This window comes from Arthrobacter sp. Hiyo1 (assembly GCF_001263615.2).
Lineage (GTDB): Bacteria > Actinomycetota > Actinomycetes > Actinomycetales > Micrococcaceae > Arthrobacter.
In genome coordinates this window covers 953,580-976,858 of the sequence record NZ_DF952468.1, presented here as the reverse complement: position 1 = coordinate 976,858, position 23,279 = coordinate 953,580, and the positions used below count along the sequence as shown (strand labels likewise).

At 54.5% G+C, this 23,279-nt stretch carries 27 protein-coding genes; 4 read left to right on the top strand and 23 right to left on the bottom strand.

The genetic code is table 11. The annotated features are described in order from the left end of the window. Position 1: 1 nt before the first annotated feature. The 19 genes from AHiyo1_RS04360 to AHiyo1_RS04270 all read right to left on the bottom strand — a co-directional run bounded on the left by AHiyo1_RS04360 (position 2) and on the right by AHiyo1_RS04270 (position 15,866). On the bottom strand, positions 2 to 1,264 hold the full coding sequence (locus AHiyo1_RS04360) for a hypothetical protein (protein WP_059387740.1): 1,263 nt from the start codon (positions 1,262 to 1,264) through the stop codon (positions 2 to 4). Positions 1,265 to 1,330: 66 nt separating this feature from the next. Further along, on the bottom strand, positions 1,331 to 1,771 hold the full coding sequence (locus AHiyo1_RS04355) for a hypothetical protein (protein ID WP_059387739.1): 441 nt from the start codon (positions 1,769 to 1,771) through the stop codon (positions 1,331 to 1,333). Further along, the gene (locus AHiyo1_RS04350) at positions 1,768 to 2,235 is read right to left on the bottom strand and encodes a hypothetical protein (protein ID WP_059387738.1); all 468 of its coding nucleotides are present in this window, start codon (positions 2,233 to 2,235) and stop codon (positions 1,768 to 1,770) included. Before AHiyo1_RS04350 ends, AHiyo1_RS04355 begins: the two co-directional genes overlap by 4 nt. Before the next feature lie 7 nt (positions 2,236 to 2,242). Beyond that, positions 2,243 to 2,725: a hypothetical protein gene (locus AHiyo1_RS04345; RefSeq protein ID WP_059387737.1), complete on the bottom strand. Its 483-nt coding sequence runs from the start codon at positions 2,723 to 2,725 to the stop codon at positions 2,243 to 2,245. Then, the gene (locus AHiyo1_RS04340; protein ID WP_059387736.1) at positions 2,718 to 3,866 is read right to left on the bottom strand and encodes a hypothetical protein; all 1,149 of its coding nucleotides are present in this window, start codon (positions 3,864 to 3,866) and stop codon (positions 2,718 to 2,720) included. The genes AHiyo1_RS04345 and AHiyo1_RS04340 overlap by 8 nt, the downstream gene beginning before the upstream one ends. After that, positions 3,867 to 4,703, bottom strand: coding sequence for a phage distal tail protein (locus AHiyo1_RS04335; RefSeq protein WP_059387735.1), 837 nt, complete (start codon positions 4,701 to 4,703; stop codon positions 3,867 to 3,869). Beyond that, positions 4,700 to 6,979, bottom strand: a complete 2,280-nt coding sequence (locus tag AHiyo1_RS04330; protein ID WP_059387734.1) for a phage tail tape measure protein — start codon at positions 6,977 to 6,979, stop codon at positions 4,700 to 4,702. Before AHiyo1_RS04330 ends, AHiyo1_RS04335 begins: the two co-directional genes overlap by 4 nt. Positions 6,980 to 7,205: 226 nt before the next feature. Then, the gene (locus AHiyo1_RS04325; RefSeq protein ID WP_148667406.1) at positions 7,206 to 7,463 is read right to left on the bottom strand and encodes a hypothetical protein; all 258 of its coding nucleotides are present in this window, start codon (positions 7,461 to 7,463) and stop codon (positions 7,206 to 7,208) included. A gap of 112 nt (positions 7,464 to 7,575) precedes the next feature. Then, complete coding sequence (locus AHiyo1_RS04320; protein ID WP_148667405.1) at positions 7,576 to 8,565, bottom strand: phage tail tube protein; 990 nt, start codon at positions 8,563 to 8,565, stop codon at positions 7,576 to 7,578. Between the two features lie 197 nt (positions 8,566 to 8,762). Continuing rightward, positions 8,763 to 9,248 (bottom strand): hypothetical protein, encoded by a 486-nt coding sequence (locus AHiyo1_RS04315; protein WP_059387731.1) that lies wholly within the window; start codon positions 9,246 to 9,248, stop codon positions 8,763 to 8,765. Beyond that, positions 9,245 to 9,673 (bottom strand): hypothetical protein, encoded by a 429-nt coding sequence (locus AHiyo1_RS04310; protein ID WP_148667404.1) that lies wholly within the window; start codon positions 9,671 to 9,673, stop codon positions 9,245 to 9,247. The genes AHiyo1_RS04315 and AHiyo1_RS04310 overlap by 4 nt, the downstream gene beginning before the upstream one ends. Positions 9,674 to 9,737: 64 nt before the next feature. Beyond that, entirely contained in the window at positions 9,738 to 10,061 is a 324-nt protein-coding gene (locus tag AHiyo1_RS04305; RefSeq protein ID WP_059387729.1) for a hypothetical protein, read from the bottom strand. After that, positions 10,061 to 10,660, bottom strand: coding sequence for a hypothetical protein (locus AHiyo1_RS04300; RefSeq protein WP_059387728.1), 600 nt, complete (start codon positions 10,658 to 10,660; stop codon positions 10,061 to 10,063). The genes AHiyo1_RS04305 and AHiyo1_RS04300 overlap by 1 nt, the downstream gene beginning before the upstream one ends. Positions 10,661 to 10,731: 71 nt before the next feature. Then, positions 10,732 to 11,124, bottom strand: a complete 393-nt coding sequence (locus tag AHiyo1_RS04295; protein WP_148667403.1) for a hypothetical protein — start codon at positions 11,122 to 11,124, stop codon at positions 10,732 to 10,734. Beyond that, complete coding sequence (locus AHiyo1_RS04290) at positions 11,124 to 11,333, bottom strand: hypothetical protein (protein ID WP_148667402.1); 210 nt, start codon at positions 11,331 to 11,333, stop codon at positions 11,124 to 11,126. The genes AHiyo1_RS04295 and AHiyo1_RS04290 overlap by 1 nt, the downstream gene beginning before the upstream one ends. Positions 11,334 to 11,343: 10 nt before the next feature. Beyond that, entirely contained in the window at positions 11,344 to 12,498 is a 1,155-nt protein-coding gene (locus tag AHiyo1_RS04285) for a phage major capsid protein (RefSeq protein WP_059387725.1), read from the bottom strand. A 141-nt stretch (positions 12,499 to 12,639) separates the two neighbouring features. Further along, positions 12,640 to 13,590 carry an HK97 family phage prohead protease gene (locus AHiyo1_RS04280; protein WP_059387724.1) on the bottom strand — a complete coding sequence of 317 codons (951 nt, stop codon included), beginning with the start codon at positions 13,588 to 13,590 and terminating at the stop codon, positions 12,640 to 12,642. Positions 13,591 to 13,767: 177 nt separating this feature from the next. After that, complete coding sequence (locus AHiyo1_RS04275) at positions 13,768 to 14,241, bottom strand: minor capsid protein (protein ID WP_059387723.1); 474 nt, start codon at positions 14,239 to 14,241, stop codon at positions 13,768 to 13,770. A 251-nt stretch (positions 14,242 to 14,492) separates the two neighbouring features. Beyond that, a complete protein-coding gene (locus AHiyo1_RS04270) occupies positions 14,493 to 15,866 on the bottom strand; it encodes a phage portal protein (RefSeq protein ID WP_084784351.1) in 1,374 nt (457 codons plus the stop codon). Positions 15,867 to 16,037: 171 nt separating this feature from the next. Here AHiyo1_RS04270 and AHiyo1_RS04265 point away from each other — a divergent pair, with 171 nt between their 5' ends. Continuing rightward, positions 16,038 to 16,853: a TRADD-N-associated membrane domain-containing protein gene (locus tag AHiyo1_RS04265; RefSeq protein WP_059387721.1), complete on the top strand. Its 816-nt coding sequence runs from the start codon at positions 16,038 to 16,040 to the stop codon at positions 16,851 to 16,853. A gap of 1 nt (position 16,854) precedes the next feature. Here the strand turns inward: AHiyo1_RS04265 and terL are convergent, their stop codons facing one another. Both terL and AHiyo1_RS04255 read right to left on the bottom strand, forming a co-directional pair. Then, complete coding sequence (gene terL / locus AHiyo1_RS04260; RefSeq protein WP_059387720.1) at positions 16,855 to 18,252, bottom strand: phage terminase large subunit; 1,398 nt, start codon at positions 18,250 to 18,252, stop codon at positions 16,855 to 16,857. Continuing rightward, a complete protein-coding gene (locus AHiyo1_RS04255; RefSeq protein ID WP_059387719.1) occupies positions 18,252 to 18,791 on the bottom strand; it encodes a terminase small subunit in 540 nt (179 codons plus the stop codon). Before AHiyo1_RS04255 ends, terL begins: the two co-directional genes overlap by 1 nt. A 232-nt stretch (positions 18,792 to 19,023) precedes the next feature. Here AHiyo1_RS04255 and AHiyo1_RS04250 point away from each other — a divergent pair, with 232 nt between their 5' ends. Then, positions 19,024 to 20,040, top strand: a complete 1,017-nt coding sequence (locus AHiyo1_RS04250; RefSeq protein ID WP_216363130.1) for a DNA-methyltransferase — start codon at positions 19,024 to 19,026, stop codon at positions 20,038 to 20,040. Here AHiyo1_RS04250 and AHiyo1_RS25395 read toward each other — a convergent pair. Together AHiyo1_RS25395 and AHiyo1_RS25390 are read right to left on the bottom strand one after the other, a co-directional pair. After that, positions 20,014 to 20,544: a BstXI family restriction endonuclease gene (locus tag AHiyo1_RS25395; protein ID WP_253257142.1), complete on the bottom strand. Its 531-nt coding sequence runs from the start codon at positions 20,542 to 20,544 to the stop codon at positions 20,014 to 20,016. The genes AHiyo1_RS04250 and AHiyo1_RS25395 overlap by 27 nt on opposite strands. After that, complete coding sequence (locus AHiyo1_RS25390; protein ID WP_275937036.1) at positions 20,480 to 21,055, bottom strand: BstXI family restriction endonuclease; 576 nt, start codon at positions 21,053 to 21,055, stop codon at positions 20,480 to 20,482. The genes AHiyo1_RS25395 and AHiyo1_RS25390 overlap by 65 nt, the downstream gene beginning before the upstream one ends. 234 nt (positions 21,056 to 21,289) lie before the next feature. Here AHiyo1_RS25390 and AHiyo1_RS04240 point away from each other — a divergent pair, with 234 nt between their 5' ends. Both AHiyo1_RS04240 and AHiyo1_RS04235 read left to right on the top strand, forming a co-directional pair. Then, a complete protein-coding gene (locus AHiyo1_RS04240) occupies positions 21,290 to 22,027 on the top strand; it encodes a hypothetical protein (protein WP_059387718.1) in 738 nt (245 codons plus the stop codon). 215 nt (positions 22,028 to 22,242) lie between these two features. Further along, on the top strand, positions 22,243 to 23,085 hold the full coding sequence (locus tag AHiyo1_RS04235; protein WP_059387717.1) for a biosynthetic peptidoglycan transglycosylase: 843 nt from the start codon (positions 22,243 to 22,245) through the stop codon (positions 23,083 to 23,085). Positions 23,086 to 23,279 lie beyond the last annotated feature (194 nt).

Genomic DNA, 23,279 nt, shown 5'->3' with positions numbered 1-23,279 from the left:
GCTAAGCAGCCTCGTAGGTTATCGTGAAGCAAATATTGTCTCCGGACGCCCATGTGACAGGGTTGGTTGGACCCCATGAGGCACCGGAAGCGGCCGAGTTGTATATCTGGCAGACGGAAGCCCCAGCATTAGCTTTTGCAGAACCACCTAGATAGCTCACGCCGGACCTAAAACCCCATGCCGAGCCTATATACATAACGCTCTGCGTTGCTGTCACTACTGGCAGCAAAAATGTATACTCACCACTGCCATACGTCGTGGTTGAACCTGTCGTGATGGTGACTGTAGCCGTAATCGTCTTTCCGACCTGGATGTATCTTCCCTTGATGGTTCCATTCCCTAAGGTTGGCCACGTTCCTGTCGATGTCCACGTTGGGGCGTAATTTATCCATGACGCGGCGATGCCATTGCGAACGCTTGTGATGGCGCTACCACTTGTAATTACCTGTGAGAGCCATACTGCGTTGACAGGCAAAGCTGGCTGTGCGGCCCCGTTAGCTACCTCGTTGTAGGTCACGTTGCCGTAAACATCCACTGCGACATAGGTGTCTTTGCTCGCGGTGAATGCTCGGCTTGCGATAGCGGCAAGGTTGACCGCCAACATGACGCCGCTGATGTTGACGTAAGCAAGTCCCGCAGTCATTGTGCCGTTGAGTCCCGATACGGATGACCACACCAGGCCGTTGTCTACGTAGCTTGCAGCTCCAAGCGCGAGTGCATTTCGAGAAGCAGCAAAGACGCGCTTGTCAGTGATGTTTGGATTGGTGATCGTGCTGACGCTTGCGCCCACAGCAACTTGCGCCAGGATGATGTACGGGTTGGCGGCCCCAATGGCTGTCTGAATCTGGCTAAGCGTCGGGACAACTGGCGAGCCTGAAGGAGTACCGGCAACCGATGCGAACTTCAGGACGTTGTTGGTGTTGTTGACGTTGGCACCAGAGGTAGAGCCCGCCACCGCCTTATCGATGTAAGCAAGGACATAGTCGATACGAGCTGAGGCAGCGGCTGTCGCGATGGTGACTGCCTCGCCCTGGCTACCCGTGTCGTGGCTGATGAGGTAGCCGTAAGAGCTTGGATACGTGCCCGTGGTGATTCGGCCACTGCCAGGCTGCACATAGACAGTCATGTTTGGCGACGAGTTGGCAACTACCGCGAAGCCTTCAATTACGTCGCCTTGAAAGAAGCGGTTAAAAGTTACGAAAGTTCCGTATTCATCCGAGGTACTGCTGCCATTGGCGGTGTAATTTGCTACGAGTTTCGACAAGGTAATGTTCTCTATTTATGTTTCTGTCCTTAATGTAAAACAATGACCGTCTTTTGCCTACCCTATTTACGGCGTGACCTGTGCCACGGTGTACGTAGCCGGTGAGATTGTCCAAAACGAAACGCCGACGCCAAGCGAAGACGTTGTTGAGCCGACAGCTATAAGGTACAGACGAAACTTTTGCACACCGCCGACTGGCGGCAATGGATCAAATCGATAGCTCGTGACCGCACCGGATGGGCCGAATAGGTTGAAGGAGAAATCGTAGGCGATGACGGGATTGCTGGCCAGCGTATTGGGAGTCAGGGTTATCTCGATACACTGCGGCGTTGTGGTGGTAAGACTGGTCAACGTGATATCGATGTTCGATGTTTGGTTGTAGATCACGTACGTGCGCACGTCACTGGCGCCAAAGGTTTGATCCTGACGCATATCGTTCAATGTGGTGCGCAGGTAGGCCAGCTTCTCCTCAACGCCATTGTGGGGTTGGCGCTCTAGGTGGTTCATATCAGCCTCGCGTAGGCAACGCTGACCGGGACCGTCGCGTAAATGTGAGCCTTAAAGTAAAATATGCTGGCGCTGACGGCATTCCGCGCACTGATCTGATACCAGTACTGAGTTTTAGTGATGTCGTCGGTAATGATCTTGTTGTAGGTGATCTGGTAATTGCTCACCAGGGTGTCATGGTACGAGGTACTCGTATTGGGTATCCACAGCTCCGGGGTAAAGGCCGATAGGAAGCTGGAGGCGTCCACCGATGTCGCCGTCACTAGTAGTAGGGCGAGAACCTGGTTGCTGCCCGCCGATGCACCAAGCGAGCCGGTCAGGTCATAGGCGTTGCCGCTGGAGTACTCATACAGTTTTGCTTCGGTGAACTGGACGCCGGTCTTCAGTTCCCGGATACCAGCATCAAGCTCATTGACCTGAGCGATGAAAGTGTTTTCAGTTTGTTGGTTGATACGGCTAGTCATAGGTTCCCTAGTAGCTCAGGCTTAGGCTTACCCCTTTACACGTCATCATCGTTCGAATCTTGATGTAGACAGAGGCACTCGAAGACCCGGCTTGCACCGCAATCGTCCAGCTCATCTTGTTCGGCCCAGCTAGTGGCGACGGCGGCGATGGTAGCCAGGAGTAATAGGTGCCTGTTGCGTCAAGCTGCTGGTAGTCCGATAGCCGATGGCCGGCGTCCGTCCCGCCGTTATAGACCTGGCTGTACTGGATGCCATAAGGCTGGGGCTGCGACCCATCGCCGGTAACCGTTATGACGAACGAGTGCAAGGTGTTGGCTGGAATGCTGTAGGCGCTTAGGTCAAAGGCATTTGCAGTCTGGACGACGTATGTCCGCTTCACCAGTGCCCGCCCGATGCTCTGTCTCGACTTCAATTCAGCAAAATCGCTCTGAAGGTTCTTGATCTCAGTGAGCGCGGCGTTGTCCTGGTCTTGGTCAAGCCGACTATTCACTCTGGTTGACTCCGTAGTTATCAAAGGTCAGGGTGATGGCGCTCTCGAAGTCGTTTTCATCGATCGTCACGTCCATCTGCTCGATTCGGTACAGGCCGTTGATGTTGGAAAGCCACGTGTGACTGTTGACCTGGAGCGGGATGCGGTCACCGACGCTAAGGAAGCTGGCGTTCAGTTCCTTGCCCGTGATGGTGATCTTCGGCAGCTCAAGGATGTCCTTGGCAAGCGAGACCGCAGTCGTCGTGTTCTGGTCAAGCGTCGCTTGGATGACCACCGAGTTGAACTGCAGGATCTGCTCGCGAATGTAGTAGTTCAGCTGGCTTGTGGCGTCCGCTTGAGTGCTAAGCAACTGGTCGGTTCCGTAGCCGGAACCTATGCCGTAGATCTTGTTGAAAAGGTTGATTCCGCTGCGCGAAAGCTGGAAGCCGGCCACGTTTGAGAGCGGTCCCCCGTAGATGAACTTTAGATCCGTCCGCCGTGCACCGATCTTGCTGTACGTCTGGAATTTCTTGTCCCATGTAAAGGCGAAGTCGAAGTTGCCGTCAATCAGCGTGGTCAGCTCTTGGATCTTGAGCTTTACGTTGTCGCGTTGGTAGGTGCGGTCGCGGTTGACCCCCGTGATGTACTGGCTGACCGCGTTAGTGACCCCGACGCTGCCGTTGGTCTGCGCTTGGGTAGTCGTCAGTAGGTCCGTCGCGATTGAGGTTGCTTCAGTCGCCGTGTAGACCTTGGAAACATAGCGGTCTTTGAACAAGTTGAGGTAGCCGGTGCAGGTAACCGTCACCTTATAGTCCTGTGACGTCGCCTGAGCTCCCCCACCGCCTTCTCCAGCCCGAGACATGTCTGTGGCCAGGTCGAAGCTAATGTCCACCACCTGCGCGCCGAAAAGGTACTGACCGGCTCGTTTTACTTTGACGTCGGTGACATAGGGAGCAATGAGCGTGTGCGGATCTGCGCCGCCTAGGTTGTTCAGGCAGTAGTTTTCAAAGGCAAACAGGTTGAGGCTGAAGGTCAGTGTCTCCGCTTCGTTTCGTTGCATCGAGTATGAGCGGTTGAAACAGAGCGCGGATATGTCAGCAATGCGCGAACCTCCCGCGCTCCAGAGTTCGATCTCGTACAGCCGGGAGCCGCCGAAATCCATTTAGATGCCCCTGTAACCGCTTCGCCAGGAAACGGTCGCCACGGTCGTATCCGTGCCGTCATTAGTGGTCAGGTTGATGCTGTTATTGCCAGGAAGCAGCGGCCACCAGGAACTTGTGCTGGTCATGAACGGCAAGACTGAGCCGCCGTTGAGGAGAACCGTGCGGTTCTTCATGTCGATCTTGAGGACGTCACCGGCAGTCGTTGTGAGGCCTGTCAGGGTGAAGAACTGGCCGGTCGTCTGGTTGGTGATCGTTGGGTTGGTCATCTTGTCGGTCAGCGTGATCGTCGGATAGATGGTTGCATTACCGGTGTTGTTGACCGTCGTTGGTTGAGATCCAGCAGCCCACGTAATCGGCCACGTGATCGGCCAAGTGATGCCGCCGCCCCTCGCTGGGGTGACTGTGACGCTCATAGAGCCGCTGGATGAGTTGTCATAGATGATCGGATCGGTCGCGATAAGGGTGATCTTGAACGGCGCCTTATTGATAGCGCGCAGGATCGGCATATCCAGCGAGTCGATGTTGCAGTTAATGAGGTACTGGTTGCCCCCGTTGGTTGTGATGTTGAGCGTTACGCTCGATGTGGCAATAGCCGCGGCAAGGGCTCGACGGCTCGTTTCAAGAGCGGCAGGACTGCTCGAGAAGAAGAAGCCAGTCAGCGTTATGAGACGCATCCCATAGAACTGGGAGCCAACGTAGCCGCCGTCACGGCCGCTGTAGTTGCCACTTGAGGTGCGGACAGGTGGGAGACCGAGCCCGTCGATAGGTTCATCTAAGTAGAGACTGTTTGGGTTGGTCGGATCATTCAAGACGTAGCCGTTGAGTGAAACGATCATCGCAGCGACAACTTCCACCCGAGGTTAGCCAAGAACCTCCGCTCATCCATGTTGTTGTGGATGTGCAGGCCGCCGGTGATTGTTAGATTTGGACCACCCCCTTGGCCCATCGCTTGCTGGGTTTCCCTCGCGGTGTGAACCTTTGAGCCCGTAGGCAGGTTGACCAGCTCCGGACCGTTCTCGCCGACCATCGTGAGGCCGCCAGGGGCGAAGTTGGTGCCGAGGGCATAGCCGCCAACCCCATCGTTGTGCAGGAATTTCTTAGCTAGCGCTTTGGCGTTGGCATCGCTGTTTGGGTCTTTATAGACGGCAACAAAGTGGCTAACGAGTTTGCTGTCCTCAGAGGCGAGTTGTGATTTTGCATCTGAAGCAGCGTTGACGGCATCTCTGGCTTGCATGGCTGCGTTGTAGACCAAGGCAATGGCGGCCAGAGCAGCTCCCACGGCGATGGCTGGCATAGCTATAGGAGCCGCAATAAGCGCATCCAGACCGGTGACTTGAGCAATTAATGCAGGGATGCTGTTACTCGAAAGGATCATGAATCCTGTTTGCAGGACACTGAAGGCTTCTTGGAGCATCATGGCAGCTCTTAGCGCGACGAAGCCCCCGATAATCGGAATCAAGAAATCTTTGTTTGTAATAAGGAAGTTGATTACGGGGGTGACGACAGTGAGAAGAGCCGCCAAGACATCGACAGCTGCCCTAACGGCTATAACGAACAGACCGCCAAATATCTTAATGAGCGGAACGAGAACTTCCGCCCATAGTCGTTCTAAGGTTGGCGCGACCTGCGTCGCGATGACCTTTCCGAGATTTTCAAACGATGGTGTTAGAAACGCCGACACTTGCTTGGCCATGTCGATGACCTTTTGTTTTGACGCTTCGATTTTCATGCCGAAATCAACGATCGATCCCACTACCGTGGTAAGAACTGGTAACAGCTTTTGTCCGAGAGTCAGCAGACCGACGCTAATTAACTGGTGGAATTGGCTCCACTTGGTATTGAAGTTGCTTTGAATCTCGGCCCAGCCTTTGACATTGTTTCCGGCTTCAGCCGTCGCGCCGCTGATCGACTTAATCGCATCGGTGGTAACGCCGTAGTTCTCACCAGCGAGCATGAGGGCCACCTTGAGTCCAGTGGCATCACCCGTGGCTTTGCTCAGCGCCTGACCGTAGTTCTGCATGACACTTGCGCCGGTCATTTGCTGGTCACCAATGCGGTGCATAGAGCCAGCGAGGGTGGCGAATGATGCTGCTTGTTTGGCACTGATTGGATCAAGCGCCAGGGCAGCCTTGCCGTAGTCTTTGGCGCTCATCGTGCCGTCAAACAGGTGCATGCCGAGTTCCTTGACGGCAGGCGATAATCCGTTCAGCGCAGTCTTCAGGTCCAAGATCACTTTGTCTGATCCCGGAGGCATCAGGTTTTGAATTCTGGTTGAGATCTCCTGGAGCGTCCCCGACAAGCCGTGGGTCTTCATATCGTCGGCGAGCTGCGTCGTCGTCAGGCCGAGTAGAGCCAGCTCTTTACCCTGCAAGGCTGTTGGTGCCTGCATGTGGCGGATAACATCAGTCAGGTTCTCAGCTGCTTGCTGGGCGCTCATACCGTGAACGGTCATGGAGGCCATGTCGCCGAGAATGTCGTTGAGCGATACGTGGGCGGCAGAAGCGACTGGCAGGATGGCCGGCATGGCGGCAGCTAAGTCCTGGAAGCTCATTTTGCCGGCTGCGGTCGCAGCTACGAGTTTGGACGTAACTGTCGCGGCATCCTCTGCCTTGAGGTGGTAATCCACCAGGACGCTGGTGAGTGCATCAGCCGTCGTGGTTAGGTCTGAACCTTCAGCCTTGGCACCCTGGGCAGCGGCTTTGAGCACGATCAGTCCAGCAGCGCCGTGTTGTCCGCCTGATTCAACCTTGTACATGGCGTCGGCAAGCTCAGTGACGCTATCTCCAGTCTGGAGGGCGAGGCTCTTAATGCCGCTGTTGACCAGGGCTAGGTTGTTCGCGCTCTCGCCAGCACTGGTGACAAGCTTGGTGAGCTGCGCCTGGAAGTCCCCGGCTTTATGCGCTGCCTCTGAGAAGACCGCGATGACACCGCCGAAAGCGAGAAGGCTCGGAATCAAACCGCCGCTGAGTAGACCGCCGGTTTTGCTCGATTCGGCACCGAGTGCATTGACCTCACCAGTGGCAGCTTTGGTTTGAGCGGCAGTCTTAGCAATAACGGCAGAGGCTTCGTCTTTTGCTGCGATCAGAATGCCGATTGTATTTATAGATGCCATGCAGTATTTAGTTATGTGTTCCTTGACTTTAAATTATCACGTTTGGCATCAAGCGACCATATAAAGAAGGCGCGGTTTATTACTTCGATTGGTTCATTCATCGCCTGCTCATACGTCAGATGAAAACGCTCCATATATCGAAAGAGCCGTATGTCATCGGCGACAGTACGGCTAATATTCGAGGAGTCTTCAAGAACAATCGCGTCTTCGTATTGTTCGTAGATTTCTAGAGCGCGGTCGTAGGCTCGCTGGTCGGTGACGTTTCCGTCGCTGTCGATAAAGCTTTTGGGTCGAGGGATACCCCCACGATCTCGCTGAACAGCTTGTCTACCAGGTCTTTGCTGGCGTCAACGTCTTCAGGCAGCAACTCACCGAGAACCGTCTTGCCGTCGTCGTCAAGCAGGTTGACCTTGCCTGAGACGAGGTGTTTCTTGACGAAGTCGATTAAGTAGGAAACAGCCTCGAGCTCTGTTTTGTCCTTCATAGCGCTGAACTCGATATATTCGGCGTAGCTAGCTGGAGTAACGAGCGCGAAGCAGTCACTCCCCCAGCCATCAGCAACCCCTTCGAGCGAGACGCGCTTAGTGATCGCCAACCTACGCATGTGCGTAACCGTTCTGAAGGTTAGTCAGGACCGCTTGAAGCATGTAGCCGGCAGTCGTGTTGAGTTCAGCGTGGAAGTTGTAGGTTGCGCTCAAGGTCTGTTCGAGCTTGTTGTCCAGGGTTTGTGGATCAAGACGGACTTGAGGGGCTGTGAAGATCAGGCTTGGTTTGGCCGACGTACCGATGGTCACGTCTGTATTGACGATGGCGATGCTCATTGCCTGTGCGGTATTAGCGAACGCGATGTCTTCTAGCGTCGTGTCGGTGTAGCGCGTGACGATGGTGCCAGTGACACCCCAGGCGTTGGGATCGAAGGAGACAGGGTCGATGCCGCCCAATGGCGTGAAGCGTTCCGCCTTGCGGCTGATCTTCAGCTTCAGGCTCTTTGCCTGTAGTGCCGTCGCGCCAGCCAGGCCAGCCAGGTTGGCCGCCGTCTTGATGGTGACATGCTTTGAGGTGAAGAGGTTGTTAGCGGTGTAGGCCACCGTCTCGGTGCTAACCGTTCCAGATTTAGCTGTCACAGTTGCGGTGAACTGCACCCAGTCGTTCTGTTTGATATCGATTTCAAGATCGGTCAGGGTACCCATAGCGAAGCGTTGAGATCGGACTGGGTTAGAGCGAGCGAATGTCAGGCTTGGTGGCAGAGTGCTTGAGGCGACCGTAAAGGTGTTGTCGTAGACGATCGTTTCGGATGAGTGGAGCGCTGGCGTGACGATGCCAAACATGTTGGCCAGGAAGTAGCCGATAGTGGTGTCGCCGACGATGCCGTTGATTGAACCATCCACCCATTCCTCAGTTACTGCTGAGTCGTTGATGTCCTCGACACGGCCCATGGCGCTGTTGTTCTGAACAACCGTCGTCTTTGGATCGAGCGTTAGCGCCATCTGTTTCTTCCACGCTTGCGGGGCAACCGCGGTTCCTGGTGTGGTTTCAATACCGACACCGATTGAGTCTCTTTTTCCAATAAATGGATTACCTGGCATCACCTACCTTTTCTTCTTTCGTATTAGTTTCGTCGGCTTCTAGCGCCTGCACTTGGGATACAGCGTCTTCCAAAGACTCGGCTTCAACTTCACCCCTTGTTGGACTGAAATACTTCCGTTTCGGTGTAACGAGCTTCTTAGCGATTACTTTCTTTGGCTTTTCGTCCGGTGTATCTTGCATAATTTCAACTTAACATTTAGAACACGTCTTTGCTATAGGAAACTTCGATATCAAGGTTGCATAGCAACAGCGAGCCAGACTTGCCATTGGCGATATACCAACGACCTTGTTTTACGACCATTAGCCAGTTCTGGATTGTTGGATCAATCGTCGAGAGTTGACCGATGTAGTCGGAGTGCTCAGTGGTGTCGATGATCAGGTCAGTCAGGTCGTACATGCGGTTGTAGATGCTGCTCTCTACTTCGTCGGGTGAGTTCAGCGGGAAGTGCATGATGACAGCGAAGGAGACGGTGTGGTCATTCTGAGCGTTGGTGACGATGGTGCTGTTCAGGTTGTTCGGCAGGATGCGGATGGCCGGATAGCCCTCGAACTCGTCTTTAGTGTTGTCCAGGACGCTAACGAAGGCCGGCTCAGGACCAGCGCCAGTGTCGTAAGTGATCCCACTCAAAATTGTCTTCAGTGCGTCTTTGATTCGGCGGTTCATGCCTATGTACTGGGTCATATTGCTTGCATCCTTCCTAGGTATTGGGCGATTCCCTCGCTGAACATGACTGCTACAGGCCCTTTCGTAGCCTGGTAGGTCGGTTCTATGTAAGGGTGAGGTTTAGTGCCACGCAGTTCGATGCTCTTGGCGACAGCCCAGACATTTAGTCCCTTCATCTCGCACCACTGCGCCAGGGAACTGTCTGGACCCGCTGGTGGTCGGTGGGGACGTGAGCCAGTCTCGACGGCGTCGGCGTAGGCAATGCTGTTGTTCGGCTTGATCATGGCTGTTCTGAGGGCGGGATCTATGTCGATGCCGATGTTGTGCTTGAGTCCTTGGCCGTTGACACCACCAACGCCCTCTGGGGCGCGGCTGCTCATCTCTTCCTTGATGAAGTACGAAGCGTTGTGCAACCACGAGTTGATGTAGCTGTCGAGTCCCATTGACATAGCTTCCAAGCGCTCGGGCAGGCCGTTCGTATCCATAAAGATCTGATATGTGATGCCGTTACTGGCCATTGGCGTGCTCCGTCTCCGCAGTCATATGGAGATGGCTGACGAGTGGCATGTTGGCGTAAGGCTGCTTGCCGCGGATGATGTAGGTCTGGCCGTTTTGCGTCAGGCGGTCGCCAATCTTGACGTCAGTTCCATCTAGGAAGTAGATGTCCCAGGCAAAACCAACGCTAAAACCGTTCTGAATCGCCGCCTGTGCGCTCATAGGCAAAAAGAGGCATTGCATACCAGTTGCGAGCGATGTGAATGAATGACGGCCATTGGTGCCGACCGGCTGGTTCCTGGCGATGTCACAGGTATGGACAAGTAGAGGCCCCATTACAACCTCTGCAGTGCGTAACCCTTGATTGTCATGAAGTGAGCCTCAGCCGCGTCCTTGTAGGGCGTTGGACCGGTGTTGGCTCCTCGTACTGCGCCCGAATACTCCTGGCGGAAAGAGCCGACTGAGGTAGCAACGATTTCTTTACCACCCGCGATAGTCCAGTTGTACATTCCGAGAGCTACACCCATTGCCGCTTCTTTGAGATCGGCCGGCACTGCCGTCGTGCCGTAGCTATAGCTGACTTCGATGTAGTCGTTGTAGTAGCCGCTTGGACTAGACGGCCGACCTGCCAGCATCCAAAACAGCGTGATACGTCCCCACCCGTTATTGAAGTAGCTACTCGAAGGCAGTGTTGTTTGGATCTGGCCTGGCCAGCCAACCTTGATAGCGGTAACTGCCGTGACATCCATGTGTCGAAGCCAGAGCGTCTTACCCCAGTCGTAGCGCTCGACGACAGTCTTAGTCTCACCCCAACACCGATGAGTCTGTGTCTCAATGTATGCGTTGACCGATGCCGTTACCTCAGCAGCTGGACCAGACTGTAATGTTTTGCCCGAATAGGTGTTCAAATCTGCTGCGGTAAAGATGACGCTCATATATGTTTGTAATTTATAACAAAAGAAGCGCCATTACTAGACGCTTCATTTGTTGTTAGGTGATTAGCCTATTAGTTGACCTGTACTTGAACAAACACGCCGGCACCGACCGCGAGGCCAGTTCCGTTTTGTACCATCTGCACATCGAAAACGTCATTGCCTTGCACCGCGAGAGGTGCAGTTACAGGGACAGTGATAGGCGTTTCGGCGACGAGGTTCGCGCCAACAGCCAACTGCAACGAGGCAATTGTGCCGAGGCTAGAACCTGCACGAAGCTGGCGAACGTTGAACGTTACGTTGTTAGTCGCAACACCAGTGACAGTCGAAAAACCGGCTGGTGGTGTGAGCGTGACGGTGACACGGTTCGTGACATCACCATTCGTCGTTTCAGCCGTGCCCACATAGGTGGTTGACGTCGCGCCAGCGGCAGTTTGAGCGGGAAGTGCTTGAGTATAACGACTCATTACTTTTTCCCCTCAGCTGTCTTAGCGGCTACCTTGGCTTCAGCCTCGACAACCTCTGCTTCGACTGCTTTTTCTGCGCGAACGGTAGCGTCGCTGAACTCCTTGTACGCACTTGATGCAATGTGCTTGAGTTCATCATCCGCCAGTTTGACGACATCGCCAACGCAGTGCGGGTACACATCTTTTACGAATTGAACTAGTTTAGACATTTAGTTTCTCCTATTTGACAGCGGTTAGTTTGCTGAAGGATTCACCGATGACTGGTTGACCACCAACTCGTTTGATGACGCGCAAGCTGATCTTGTCGTTAGCAAAGTCGCTACCGTTTGTACCGTAGTCAACACGCAGCCCACCACGATCACCAATGAAGTAGTTTTTGAAAACGCCGTACCAGATTTCAGTGGTGTTACTGCCACCGCCTAGGTTTGCTGGGATCTCATCAACGATGAAGACCGGACGACCAAGCAGCTTGTCAGGTTGACCTTCTGCGAGACCTTCGCGCCAGATTGGACGACCGTAGTTGTCACGGACGTTCTCAAGAGCTTGAGCAGCGGCGCTTGACACGAGGTAGACAGCCATCTGGCGGTATGCCGTGGCGAGCGAGTACTTCAGAGCCGTAACGTCGGTGTAGGCGAGAGATGCACCAGCCTGAGCAACGCTGTTTGGTGTGATCGCGCTTGAGCGGAAGCCGAACGGTTTGTTTGAACCATCACCGTTAACGAATGCAGAGTTTTCAAGCAATGCCAGGGCGATCGCAAATCTGCTCTCGACGTAGTTCTGGATGCTTGGATTGGTTGCAGCGTCAGCGATAACTTCGCTCGTGAAGCTGTCCAAACCGGCAGCTTTGTGAGGCTGGAGGAGGTTCGGATCGAAGACTTCACCACTTTCAGTGATTGGAGCGCCTTCGTTTACCCAGTAGGCCGTTGCCATCGTGTTTTCGCTTGGAAGTTGCAGGCTTGCAGGCATGTTGTCGATGACCGTCGCAACCTGGCGAAGAGGTGAGATGTAGTGCATCTTCGAAATGATGCTGTCAGCCACGGTCGTAGGAACGAGGATGCCGCCAGCGGTGCCTGAGCCAATCACGCCTTCGGTCTGAGCCTTAGCGCGGTACTCTGCCAAGTCTTCACCACGCTCAACAGCGGCGTCTTCGTGTTGTTTGGCAATGATCTCGTTGATCGCGCGCTGTTCTGTTTCGTTCTTGGTGAGAAGGGCTTTGTACCAACGACGTGTTAGGTCCTTCTCTTCCTTGTCCGCGTTCGCCTTTGAGACGTGTGCGCCGTTGACTAGGTTTTTAGCTTCTTGTTTCTGGATCTCTTTAAGTTGAGCTTCAACTTCGGCCGATACCATTTGGCCCATGTAATCTTTGACTTTCATATCACCCCCTTAGGTGTATATAAGTGGTCGAATGACCGGTTAGTAGTGTTTCCGAGAGACTGGTCGTCTGCTTCGTCTTAGCACCAGGCTGGTCGGGTTACGCCGCCTTTAGCTAAGTACCACTGTGGGTGTCTGCGCTGTTTATTGATTTGAATGTGCGGCTTCTAGTTCTGCGTCGATCTGCGCTTGAAGCTCGGGGGTGAGCTCAGCGTCCTCGTCGAACTCGACAGGTTTAGCTGCATCTTCTGCAGCTTTCGCGTCAGCGGCAGCCTGAGCTTCTTCAGCAGCCTTTTTGTCGGCCTCAGCCTTTGCAGCGGCCTCTTCGTCGGCTTTTGTCTGTGCCTCTTCAGCCTCACGAGCTTCGCGCTCTTCGTCAGTTTCAACGGGGAAGGTAATAGTTTCGATCTTTGCGGACATCGCAGCGTTCTGTTCGCTGAGCGTGTTCATCGTCTCGGCGACCTTGCCAAGCGCGTCGGTGAGTGCTGATAGCTGTGATTTAACTTCGTCCATGTTTTCTCCTTCGTCAGTGATTTGTTCCTTGAGCTGGGCATCGAGCAGGTCCGCTTCTTTGCGCATGCTGTCTCGTAGCCAGGTCGCAGTTTTGGTGCTGATTTCACCGGACTTGTACTCCAGGGCAATGGCGCGTGGGTTCGCCGGGATAGCGACAACGCTGACTTCAAGCAGCTCGTTGTCCTTCAGGATCGGCACATCGTCTTGCACGTCCCAGGTGTGGTTGATAAAGCCTGCCGAGACGCAGCGCAGGGTGCGTTTGACCAACTGGCGGAAGATCGTGTCGGCCTTCGGGTTGGTAGCTGCATCATCGAACTGCGCTGTGATGTAGCTCTTGCCGTTGTTGTTCAGGTCAAGGCTGATCCCCTGGCCCAGCACATTCTCGTTCTCGCTGGGATCGTGGCCCCAGAGAATGAGCGGGTTGTTCATGTAGTTCTTGACGTCCCAGCTGGCCTGGTCGACGATCTCGCCTTGGCGGTCGAGCTGGTTATCGCTAAAGCAGAAAGTGATCGTACGCGCCTGCTCATCAACTGACTTGATGTCGATATTGAACAGTTTGTTTATCTTGCGTACTTCAGTCATAGCGATTTATTTAGAGCCTCTTAGAGTTTTCTGTCCTTAAAGTAAATTATTCCGTGGATAAATACAACAGTTAGCCGACCGGAACCGATACGCTCAAAATTCGACAGCGACAATTGGCATGGAGGGGCGGTACCGCGATGTCGTCATAGTTGATATTGATAGTCCTGTTTCCGTTCGTCACCACGTCCCCCAAGCTGTAGAAATCGCTATCCAGCTGATGATCCGCCCATCGAGAGCCCGGCAGTTCGGGCAAGTTTTTTCATCGTTCACCGTGTACCACTCTTTTCCGGTTACGATGCCGCTCTGCTGCCAAGCCTCAACGTCGGCAAACCCCTGAGCCCTGGTCACCTCTGTCCGCGCAATTCGGTCGGCACGATAAGTAAGCGCTGCGCCCATGACGATCTCAACGCGGGCCTGTAGCTGATCGTCCGACTCGTCGTTGTCGACTCCTTGGCTCAGAGTGGCGCGCAGCTGCTTCTCCGTCTCGGCGTTGACGTCCTCAGCGATCTTCTGCGAACGCTGTTGGTAGTAGTTCATGACATCCGGCGTCGTCGGGTTGAACATGCTTGGGTCCAGATTGAGGTCCTCTGTGGCGTCCTTGCCCGTCTCGACGATGAGTGCGTAGATGATTGGTGCGATGGCTAGGCGCATAGCGTCGTTGTAGGCACTCCAGGCAAGCAGAGCTGCTAAGTAGTCCCGTTTGTCATGTTTGGTGACTCGACGGCTGCCGTAGTCCTTAAAATGCTTCGTAGCCGCGTTGCCCAGGATCTCGGCCCGTTGCTTTTCAAACTGCTGACGGAGCGCAGTCAGTAGCTGCTGCTCATAGACCTCGCCGCGCTGGTTGTACTTGGCGGCTTTAGCTTCACCGCGGCGTTCACGTGCTGCCTGAATCTCTTCAGGCGTCAGGGTTTTTTTATGCTCTGCTTACCCTCTAAGGATTTGTTACTTGGGTCTTCGGTCAGATCATCGTCCCCATCGCCGTCTGGGTCTTCAGGGTCTTGTGGCTTTGGCTTAGCCGCTGGAGAGTCGTTGGCCAGGACGTCTTCCAATGAGACTGGCGCACCTTTTCCAGTGATGATGATGTGCTCACCAAGACCCTCAGGCAGTGGGTCTTCGCCGTACATGTCACGGACTTCATCAATCGTCCACCACGTATTCACTCCAGCACTGGCGGCTCTGAGCTTGGCCTCAATGTCCTCAGGGACAGGGCTTACAAAGTCGATCTCGAGAGTTGGATCGTAGACCTTTACTAGGGTGGCGTTGACCTGGCGAACGAATTGGCGCACACGTGGGACCACGTTGACGACGGCGTTTACGTAGAAGCCGGCCTCAAGGTTAGAGCGGTTGACGTTCTCGACTGATCCGATCATGCCGGGGCTCACCTTGAACATGGCCAGGATCTCGTCACGGCTGAACTTGCGGCTTTCGAGGAAGTCGAGGTCTTGCTGGTTGAGCATCCATGGCGTGGCTTTACCGCCTTCGATAAGCAGCGGTTTGTAAGCGGAGTTCGTACCTGTGTGGTCGTCGGCGAACTGCGCTTTCCAACGGGCGTAGGCATCATCATCAAGCGGCTGGTCAGTCTGGAAGATGAGGCTTGGTCGAGCACCGTTGGCGAACAGCTGTTGGTTCCAGGCTTTCATCTGCTCTTCGAGGTCAAGCGTTGCAGCTGAGGCAGCGATGATCGAGCGACCGTTGTAGGGATTGAACGGATCAGGGTTGAGGTCGCGGATAAAGGCGGTGACTGGATACGTCTTGCCACCAATCGAGACGGTGCTCTTGGTGTACGTCTCCCCCAGCCGGAACTGGGCCAGGTGAGCTGGAAAGATATCGAGGGCAGCCGGTAGCCGGCCCTTTGCCGGAATGAATTCCTCGCCGTTGATGTCGCGCATGAAGATGTAGCTCTCGCCCACGATGTTCATGTAAGTGAAGTGCAGCTGGCGCATCTGTTCGCCGGTATGGACCACGTTTGGACCGTCCAACAGCTCCATGATTTCCATGGCTGGTCCGCTGGTGACTTCCTCGCGGTCGCCGTCCTTCTTCTTTCGGTACAGCTTGAGCTCGACAGCGGCGCATGGCTCAGCGATGGCACTGTTGGCGGCGAATACCCAGCCGGTGAGGGCAGCCAGTTGTGAGGGCTTGTCGGCGTAGGTGTTGAGACGACCCCCGACGCTCATGCCTGGATAGGTGACACCATCTACGGGGTTCAACGCCGGAACCAAAGATTTACCGCTGATTACATTTGCCAGGCGCTGTCGAAATGGTGTCCGTTTTTGCATAAAGGTTGTTTATTGCCCTATTTATAATTCTGTTTTGATAGTAACAGCAAAGGACGATGGCTTAAATAGCAATTATCCGGAACGAATTCCAATCCCTCCTGAAAGTAAGTATGGTTTAATATCCTGCTTTCAGGTAAGGTTTGTCGCAACCATGGTGACAGGAGGCATCAAGTGAGCTCCGACGAGGACCACAAGTTACCGCCATCAGTGGATGTTGCGAAGGTATACCGCGTAGTCAGATCCCTTGCTTGGGGGTTGGCTTTAGTTGTATTCATTGCATCCTTATTGGGCGCCCTCCTTAGCAACTCGCAAAATCTCATTAGGAGCGTGTCGAACGCCTCCACTTCACCACCGGTAGATTTTGCAAGCACGATATTTCTCGTCGTGACGATCAGTGCTGCTGCAGTTGCCATTTCCAGCCTGTTTTCCTACTGGCAGTTTAGGGCTCGTCAGAAGTCTCTAAAAGAAATACGTGCCCTTGAGAAGAGCTTCACAGATAGACCACCAGACTTCGAACAGATCTGGGCGCTTACCCAACGAAGGCTGGAGTACTACCACGAGATCGCCATAAGCCAGTCCCGCCAAAGTTTCATTAGCACGCAGATTTCTACCGGGATAGGATTCTTGGTGATTATCTACGTTGGATGGCTAGCCTCGCAGTCTTCCAACGACATCGGGAGGATTTCTGCAGGAGCCGTTGGAGTAGCGGGCGGCGCTCTCAGTGCCTACATTGGCCGCACTTTCATGAAGGCTCAGTCAGAGGCTTCTGCGCAGTTGCAACAGTTCTTCCTTCAGCCAGTTGAGTTCTCCCGGCTACTGGGCTTGGAACGGCTCATTGAGTCTCTGCCAGCGGACGAGCGAGCAACCGCCGTGCGTCAGATAATTCGCTCGACCATGCGTACGCCGTTGGTTCCTACCGCTGCAAAGAGAGCAACTCGAAAAGTGCGACGGAACACGCGTGGCGGGTCGACCTACCCTACAGAATGACTCACGCTGTCCTCACCCTAAAAACGGCTTTCGATGGGTTCGCCACTCTGTCGTAGATCGCTGCCAAAACGTCGGGCGCATCATCGTGCTTGTTCTTGCCCTTCTTCTGGTAGCTCATCAGCTGCTTGTAAAACGCCGGATACTTGTGCTCCCAGTTGTGCGGCATGAAGACGTGCTTATTCACCCAGGCACTCGAAGCTAGGATGCGAGCCTCTTTATTCGCCGTCTGCGCTGCCCACTTCACCACGCAGCTTCTATTGCCATGGGTCTCTTTGAGCAGCCGCTCTATGTTTCGCGCGAAGCCACGTCCGCCGTTGTTACTCTCGATGGTCGCCTCATTGACCTGGTCGGCGTCGAGCATGGCCGCAACTTGGGGCTCGGTTGTCTCCATCGACTCATCGGTCATCACGACGTCGGTGATATAGACGTCACCGCCTTCCTCGATGTAATCCACGCTGCACAGGAAGTCAGAGCCCGTATCCGCGGTGTCGGTGTAGTTCCACCGCCTATGGAGTCCAGCTGGCAAGGAGCTGTAAACAGTGAAGTCAGTGAACAGCCGGCCCTTCACATCTATCGGCTGCTGGTTGTAGTTGGCCTCAACGATGTCTGGGTTCATCTCTTTGGTCTTGAGTTCATAGTCACGCTGGTTGAGAACCGACTCGCAGAGCATCGTGCCATCGTCTTGGACGGCCTTGTAGGTGACGACTTCAACCTCATCGCCATAGGCGTCGATGATCCTTCCGGCGAGATCGCCTTCAGCCCACCGGGTCATGAAGACATAGACCTTCCAGTCATCGCCCTCCGTACGCGAGAGCATTGTGTTGGTGAACCAACTCCAGTGCTTCTCAAGTACCAGGTCGCTGTAGGCCTCTTCCGCGTTCTTGATGATGTCGTCGATAACGATGTCGTTGGCGCCAAACCCGGTTGCGGTTCCACTTGGGGACGTGGCGAGATAGTTGTCCTGGCTGCTGCCTTCAAGCGCCCACTTGCTGGCGCTGGCCTGGCCATATTTCACCAGCGTCTTAGGAAAGATGTCGCGGTAGACAAGGACACCATCAGAAGGCGTCTCATCAATCGTGTCCCGGACCTTGCGGGCGAACGTAGTTGAAAGTGTCTCATTGTATGAGCCGGTCATCACCTTGCGGCTGGGGTCTTCGCCGAATCTCCATTCAACGAAGTTGCCGGCAGTGAAGCTTTTGTAGTGGCGCGGTGGCATGTTGATGACCAGGAAACGCTTTTGGTTCTGCTCGCTGAACCACTGGACCTTGTCGCAGACGTTCTTGAGATAGGTCCGATCATCCGCGAAGTGGCGGGGGTACTTTAGCTGGCAGTAGTCATAAAAGTGACGTCTAGCGAGCTCAAACCGAGCCTGTTGGCGAACGTAATCGAGCCTGTCCATTACTCACCAGATGCGAGCTTGCGCAGCTCCTCAGTAGTCAGGTTGCTGTATGCGCTGATCGACTCACCCTTGCTGGTGTGATCAACCTCTGATCGGTCTTTCCAGTTGGAGTTGTTCTTGAGCCAGAAGATAGAAGGGGTAGCCGGGGCATCGCCACTCATCATGCGCTCTTCCACCTGCTCGTTTATGCGGGCCTTAGCGTCCTTTATAGCGTCAGAAAACCGATCGCCGGACTCGTCGGTATCGTCCTGCTCGTCGTACTTGCCTGACTCGTAGTCCAGCAGCGTTTCTCGACTGGTCCTAAGCGCCCTAGCGAGCCCCAAGATCGTGTACGGTCGCTGCTCGGTCATTACTTCACGAGTGACCCAGTTGGTTGAACCGTCCTGCTTGGTGCCGTCTTCCATGCGTCGCTGCGTGGTGTGTGGATCACAGGAGTTGAAGTACGTGTCGATCTGCTGCTTCAATTCAGCGACCGTCTTGAACTTGAGCGGTCGACCGCCTTTGTTCTTCTGTTCTTCGGGGGGTGTTGCGTCTGCCATATGTGCCCCTATTTATGCACAAAGGAGCGAAAATTAAAAGAGATCCGCCGCTCGCCGCCGCCAGCACCGAGCGCAATCTCATGTGATCGACGCACCACGGCATCGCCAGGACTTGGGGCCCTAGGGACGGTAACATTGCCCTGTGCCATACTCAGCTCACCGTCGTGAAGACTTCCGCAAGATCGAGCTTTCTCTCTTGCCATCCATCGCCTCCATGACCGAAGACTCGATCGTGGCGCACGGCGACTCACTGATGCTGCTCGAGCACATGCCTGACGAGTCGGTGTCACTGATACTCACAGACCCGCCCTATCACTCGACTAAAAAGGACAACATCTACGGCGACAAGGCCTTCCAGGAAGACGAACACTTCCTGGAGTGGATGGAGGCCTACGCTGCCCATTGGAAGCGGATTCTGCGACCGAACGGCACAGTTTACGTTTACTGTTCCGCTCAGATGTCTGCCCGCCTCGAAGTCATGATGTCCAAGTACCTGCGTCCGATCAACCACATCACGTGGACTAAGCCCAACGAACCAGGCTACGACGGCTGGAAGGGCAAGATGAATAAGGAAGCGCTTCGGCGTTGGTACCCGCACTCAGAACGCATCCTCGTGTTTGAACAGGGTTCCTACGGTGATATGAACGCCATCCGTCGTTCGCCGCTTGGCCAGTACTTGCAGGATTGCCGGAAGAAAGCCGACATGTCCGGTCACAAGCTCACCGAACTCATCGGAGCATACGGCAAGGTCAACCATGGTGGCGCGGTTGCGAACTGGGAGGCTGGACGCAATATCCCAAGCCGAGAACAATACGCCAAGATTGCTGAAGCTATTGAAGCCACAGGCGCGGTCGAGAAGATGCTTCCCTACGAAGACATCGTTCGTCCGATGGATCTGCACGGTGGAGTGGAATTTACCGATGTATGGGACTTCCCGAGCGTGCGCCCTTTCAAGGGCAAACACCCAGCCGAAAAGCCTCTAGACATGCTTCGGCACGTCATTTCAGCGTCCAGTTACCCTGGCGACATTGTCCTCGACTGCTTCTCGGGTTCGGGCTCAACAGGCGTAGCAGCGCTGCAGTTGGGCCGTCGAGCCATTTGCATGGAAATCGAAGACCAGTGGGTTGCGCGCATGGCCAAAGACCTGGTTCAGACGCAGCCGCTGGACGAAGACGCGCTACCTGCTCGACCGGCTACATCTAACAGACAGCGCAGCAATGGTCTACTGACTGAGAGCCTTTTCGACTGACAATTTGTCTTCCTGAATCTTCTGCCAGCTATCACCGTTGTTGTCGACAACTCGCTTCATCCATTCCAGCGTCGGAATTATGCCAGCGTCTTTGACGACAACGTTGCAGTGATGATGGCCCCATCCAAGGTTGTACGGTCTGTGTTGCAGTTTCCCAACCCGAAGTTCCTGGATGTGGAACAAGCTGATCTCAGTAGCAGTTAGGTCGTAAGTTTCGCGACCCTCGGCTTGCTCTGATCGTTTGATGAAGTCCAACGCAGAAAGCTCATTAAGGCACAACGGACAGACGGTTTGATTGCTACTGTTCAGCATCCTCACGTCTCGAAGCCTCTCTGTATCCCATAAACCGCGTTCAGTGGCCTTGCGCATGTTCGCCTCTTTGAGCTTCTTCATTCCGTCGACAGTCAGTGACGACTCTGACGCTGAAGCGAACACATCACTACACGCCCAAAAAAAGTGCTTCAAGCTGAATCTTGGTATCTGAAATAGTCTGCGACGACGCATACTCGTAGACCCGGATGCCTGCGCCGCGAAGGGCTGACGAATTGAATCCTTCTACTACACCGTCAGCCGCAGTCGTGGCGTGGATTCGAGCAAAGTACGTGCCGCCAAGCGGGTTCGATCTCGAAGTAGCCGGTTGGAACGGCTTTCCGTTGTCCAAAGTGCCCGACGTTGGACGATATGCCAACCAATCAAATCGGCGGTTGTAGTAGAGCAGAGCGTTGACACCAAGCTCGACGCCCTCTGCTGCCAGGATCTCATCAGCTTCCGGGGTCATGAAGTACCACTGCGGTTCAATGATGACGATGAATCCGTTTTCGTATCCGTCCGAACCATCATTGGGCATCTTACATAGTTCCCATTGATCCCACGGTATAAGAACTGGGTTGTAACGTGTCACCCTGTTCTGGTAGATCTCGCGCACAGTGGCCCCACGCGTGTAGCCAGTCTTGCTCAGTTTCTCTACTACTAATGCCGGCAGCTTAGGCCGTGCGGTCCCCCCATTTGAAGTCACCGAGCAATCGTAACTGACCCAAGCGACTAAAAGCGGCAACCTAAACCCGTCGCGGCGTGCAGGCTAAACCAAACGATCAAGTTAGGACGCTGCGTTCACGATGCAGCGTTATGCTTGTTCTGGCCCGTCGGCACGCGCCCCCAATCGTTGCCGGCGGGTCTTCGCTGTCCGGTGGTCCAGGGTGTTCCGCGGCCAGCCCCAAAAAATGTCATCCACCACCGGTAACGTTGAGCCATGACTGCTGACGCTCCCATCGCAAGGACAAACACCGTCCCATTCCTCGCTGCGGGAGCTCTGTTCGAATCGATGAGTCCGTCGCTTACGGGCATCATGGGGAAGCCGTTCATTAACGTTACCCAGAACATTGGATCGATTGTTCTAAAAGAGATCGACGTGTCCGGGATCTCGAAGCTAATTGCGGGTATGACGCAGACGCCCAGTTTCTCGAAGATGATCGCTGAACAATATGCAAGCGTTGGAGCCATTGGACAGGCTCTTGCCAACATGCACAAAATCCAGTTTGAGCCGATGTACCAAAGTGCCGATCTCCAGAAGGCTATGGCAGCCTTTTATCGCTCATTCACTCACTCAGTCAGCACTCCGAACGTGGGTGCTCTCTTGAACCACGCGACCTCGCTGCAGGGCATCTTGGTTGATCGGCCCGACGTCAACGAGTTTGCGGCAGAGTTTTTCGAGGAACAACCGGAACTCGCTGAATCAATCGAGCAGTTGCCGTTCCTCATCACACTGTCGAGTGCAGATCGCAAGCTGATGGTCTGGTTCTTCACCGTTGTGGTCGCGATCTACGTCACGATGGGCCTATCAGCCATCGGCTCCGCAAGTCCTGATTTGCACTCGATCCTGGGCGATCTTGGCGTCAGCGGTATGGGTGCCGGGGCAATCGCCGGGGCCGCGACGAAGAAGGTTCTAGATAGGGCAATCAATAAGATTCCCGCAAACGAGACCGAGTAGATCGTATGGTTAGTCTTCACTTCATACACTGTTAGAAGGCTCAGATAAATACTTCGGCGTTCACCGTTTTATATCGCTTCTAATAAGCCCGCTATCGCGAATCCTAAAGCGTCGGACTAACATTCCCGCCATAGACCAGGAAATATCAATAAGCGTATAATTCTCCATACTCCCTAACGAATTCTAGGGGGCCTTTTCTTTTAAAGGTGGAAGTAATGGAGACGGATAAGCCGATTCGTTCGCGGCGCCGAATACGTCGATTCATATTCTGGTGGTTCAAACTGCTCGTCACCCTGGTCGTTCTATCTGAGCTGATAGCGGTGGCCTTCACCTGGATCACTCCCCCGCGAACTGCTTTCATGTTGGAGGACGGCGAGCCAATCGCTTATCAGTTCGTCTCCATCGACCACATCAGTCGGTTTGTGCTGGCAGCGGCAATTGTCCATGAAGATGAACAGCTTGGCACTCGGAGCGGCGCGTTCGACATGAAGGACTTCAATGCGCGGGTAGATGCCTACCTAAATGGCAAACCTGACCCGAGCGGTTCCACCATCCCGCAACAGCTCGTGAAGAACATCTTCCTTTGGCCGGATCAAAACGCGCTCCGTAAGGCGCTGGAGGCTGGCCTCTCGACTGAGTTCAGTTACACACTGAGCAAGCAGCGGATCATGGAGCTCTACCTCAACTACGCGCAGTTTGGTCCGAAGCTTTACGGCATCTGCGCCGCCAGCTGGTATTACTTCGATGAGGCTCCATGGTACATGTCGGAGTACCAGGCTGCTCAGCTCATGGGCACCCTGCCGCTGCCGAGCCTTGTGCAGCGTGCTAAGGGCGGCGGCTTCCTGCTAGACAACACGGCTCAGTCTGGTTGGGCGATCAACTACATCAATGGTGCCGCCAATGTGTGGGTACCGATGCAGATAAAGGACATGGGCGGTTGGCAAGCTGTGGTGGCGACGATTGGCATCACAGACAAAGCGTCAGACCATGCTGCAACTCAGAATCAGCCTGATGCCTGCTCGACAATGCCACAGAGCGTGAGTGATCAATTGAACTAAGAGGGCGGTAAAAGCTGAGACAACACTCGCACCTTTCGAAAGTCTCTATGCAGAGACGGGATCACCTGCCTACACTCTGAGTCACGATGCTCACTTCGGGTGTCTGGGTCTTGGGAGGGGGACATAAATGGCCAACTGTGGTCTTTGTAAAGGTTCAGGTAAGTGCCCGATGTGTGACGGGGATGGCAAGGGCC

Excerpts from the sequence above, each read along its gene's own strand:
- AHiyo1_RS04275 (WP_059387723.1), bottom strand. The coding sequence starts at position 14,241 with ATGCGCCTAGCCATCGCACCAATCATCTACGCACTCATCGTCGAGACG.
- AHiyo1_RS04350 (WP_059387738.1), bottom strand. The coding sequence starts at position 2,235 with ATGACTAGCCGTATCAACCAACAAACTGAAAACACTTTCATCGCTCAG.
- AHiyo1_RS04315 (WP_059387731.1), bottom strand. The coding sequence starts at position 9,248 with ATGACCCAGTACATAGGCATGAACCGCCGAATCAAAGACGCACTGAAG.
- AHiyo1_RS04305 (WP_059387729.1), bottom strand. The coding sequence starts at position 10,061 with ATGGGGCCTCTACTTGTCCATACCTGTGACATCGCCAGGAACCAGCCG.
- AHiyo1_RS04295 (WP_148667403.1), bottom strand. The coding sequence starts at position 11,124 with ATGAGTCGTTATACTCAAGCACTTCCCGCTCAAACTGCCGCTGGCGCG.
- AHiyo1_RS04290 (WP_148667402.1), bottom strand. The coding sequence starts at position 11,333 with ATGTCTAAACTAGTTCAATTCGTAAAAGATGTGTACCCGCACTGCGTT.
- AHiyo1_RS04285 (WP_059387725.1), bottom strand. The coding sequence starts at position 12,498 with ATGAAAGTCAAAGATTACATGGGCCAAATGGTATCGGCCGAAGTTGAA.
- AHiyo1_RS04270 (WP_084784351.1), bottom strand. The coding sequence starts at position 15,866 with ATGCAAAAACGGACACCATTTCGACAGCGCCTGGCAAATGTAATCAGC.
- AHiyo1_RS04335 (WP_059387735.1), bottom strand. The coding sequence starts at position 4,703 with ATGATCGTTTCACTCAACGGCTACGTCTTGAATGATCCGACCAACCCA.
- AHiyo1_RS04330 (WP_059387734.1), bottom strand. The coding sequence starts at position 6,979 with ATGGCATCTATAAATACAATCGGCATTCTGATCGCAGCAAAAGACGAA.
- AHiyo1_RS04355 (WP_059387739.1), bottom strand. The coding sequence starts at position 1,771 with ATGAACCACCTAGAGCGCCAACCCCACAATGGCGTTGAGGAGAAGCTG.
- AHiyo1_RS04320 (WP_148667405.1), bottom strand. The coding sequence starts at position 8,565 with ATGCCAGGTAATCCATTTATTGGAAAAAGAGACTCAATCGGTGTCGGT.
- AHiyo1_RS04310 (WP_148667404.1), bottom strand. The coding sequence starts at position 9,673 with ATGGGACTCGACAGCTACATCAACTCGTGGTTGCACAACGCTTCGTAC.
- terL (WP_059387720.1), bottom strand. The coding sequence starts at position 18,252 with ATGGACAGGCTCGATTACGTTCGCCAACAGGCTCGGTTTGAGCTCGCT.
- AHiyo1_RS04240 (WP_059387718.1), top strand. The coding sequence starts at position 21,290 with ATGACTGCTGACGCTCCCATCGCAAGGACAAACACCGTCCCATTCCTC.
- AHiyo1_RS04255 (WP_059387719.1), bottom strand. The coding sequence starts at position 18,791 with ATGGCAGACGCAACACCCCCCGAAGAACAGAAGAACAAAGGCGGTCGA.
- AHiyo1_RS04340 (WP_059387736.1), bottom strand. The coding sequence starts at position 3,866 with ATGGATTTCGGCGGCTCCCGGCTGTACGAGATCGAACTCTGGAGCGCG.
- AHiyo1_RS04300 (WP_059387728.1), bottom strand. The coding sequence starts at position 10,660 with ATGAGCGTCATCTTTACCGCAGCAGATTTGAACACCTATTCGGGCAAA.
- AHiyo1_RS04280 (WP_059387724.1), bottom strand. The coding sequence starts at position 13,590 with ATGACTGAAGTACGCAAGATAAACAAACTGTTCAATATCGACATCAAG.
- AHiyo1_RS04235 (WP_059387717.1), top strand. The coding sequence starts at position 22,243 with ATGGAGACGGATAAGCCGATTCGTTCGCGGCGCCGAATACGTCGATTC.
- AHiyo1_RS25395 (WP_253257142.1), bottom strand. The coding sequence starts at position 20,544 with ATGCGTCGTCGCAGACTATTTCAGATACCAAGATTCAGCTTGAAGCAC.
- AHiyo1_RS04325 (WP_148667406.1), bottom strand. The coding sequence starts at position 7,463 with ATGAAGGACAAAACAGAGCTCGAGGCTGTTTCCTACTTAATCGACTTC.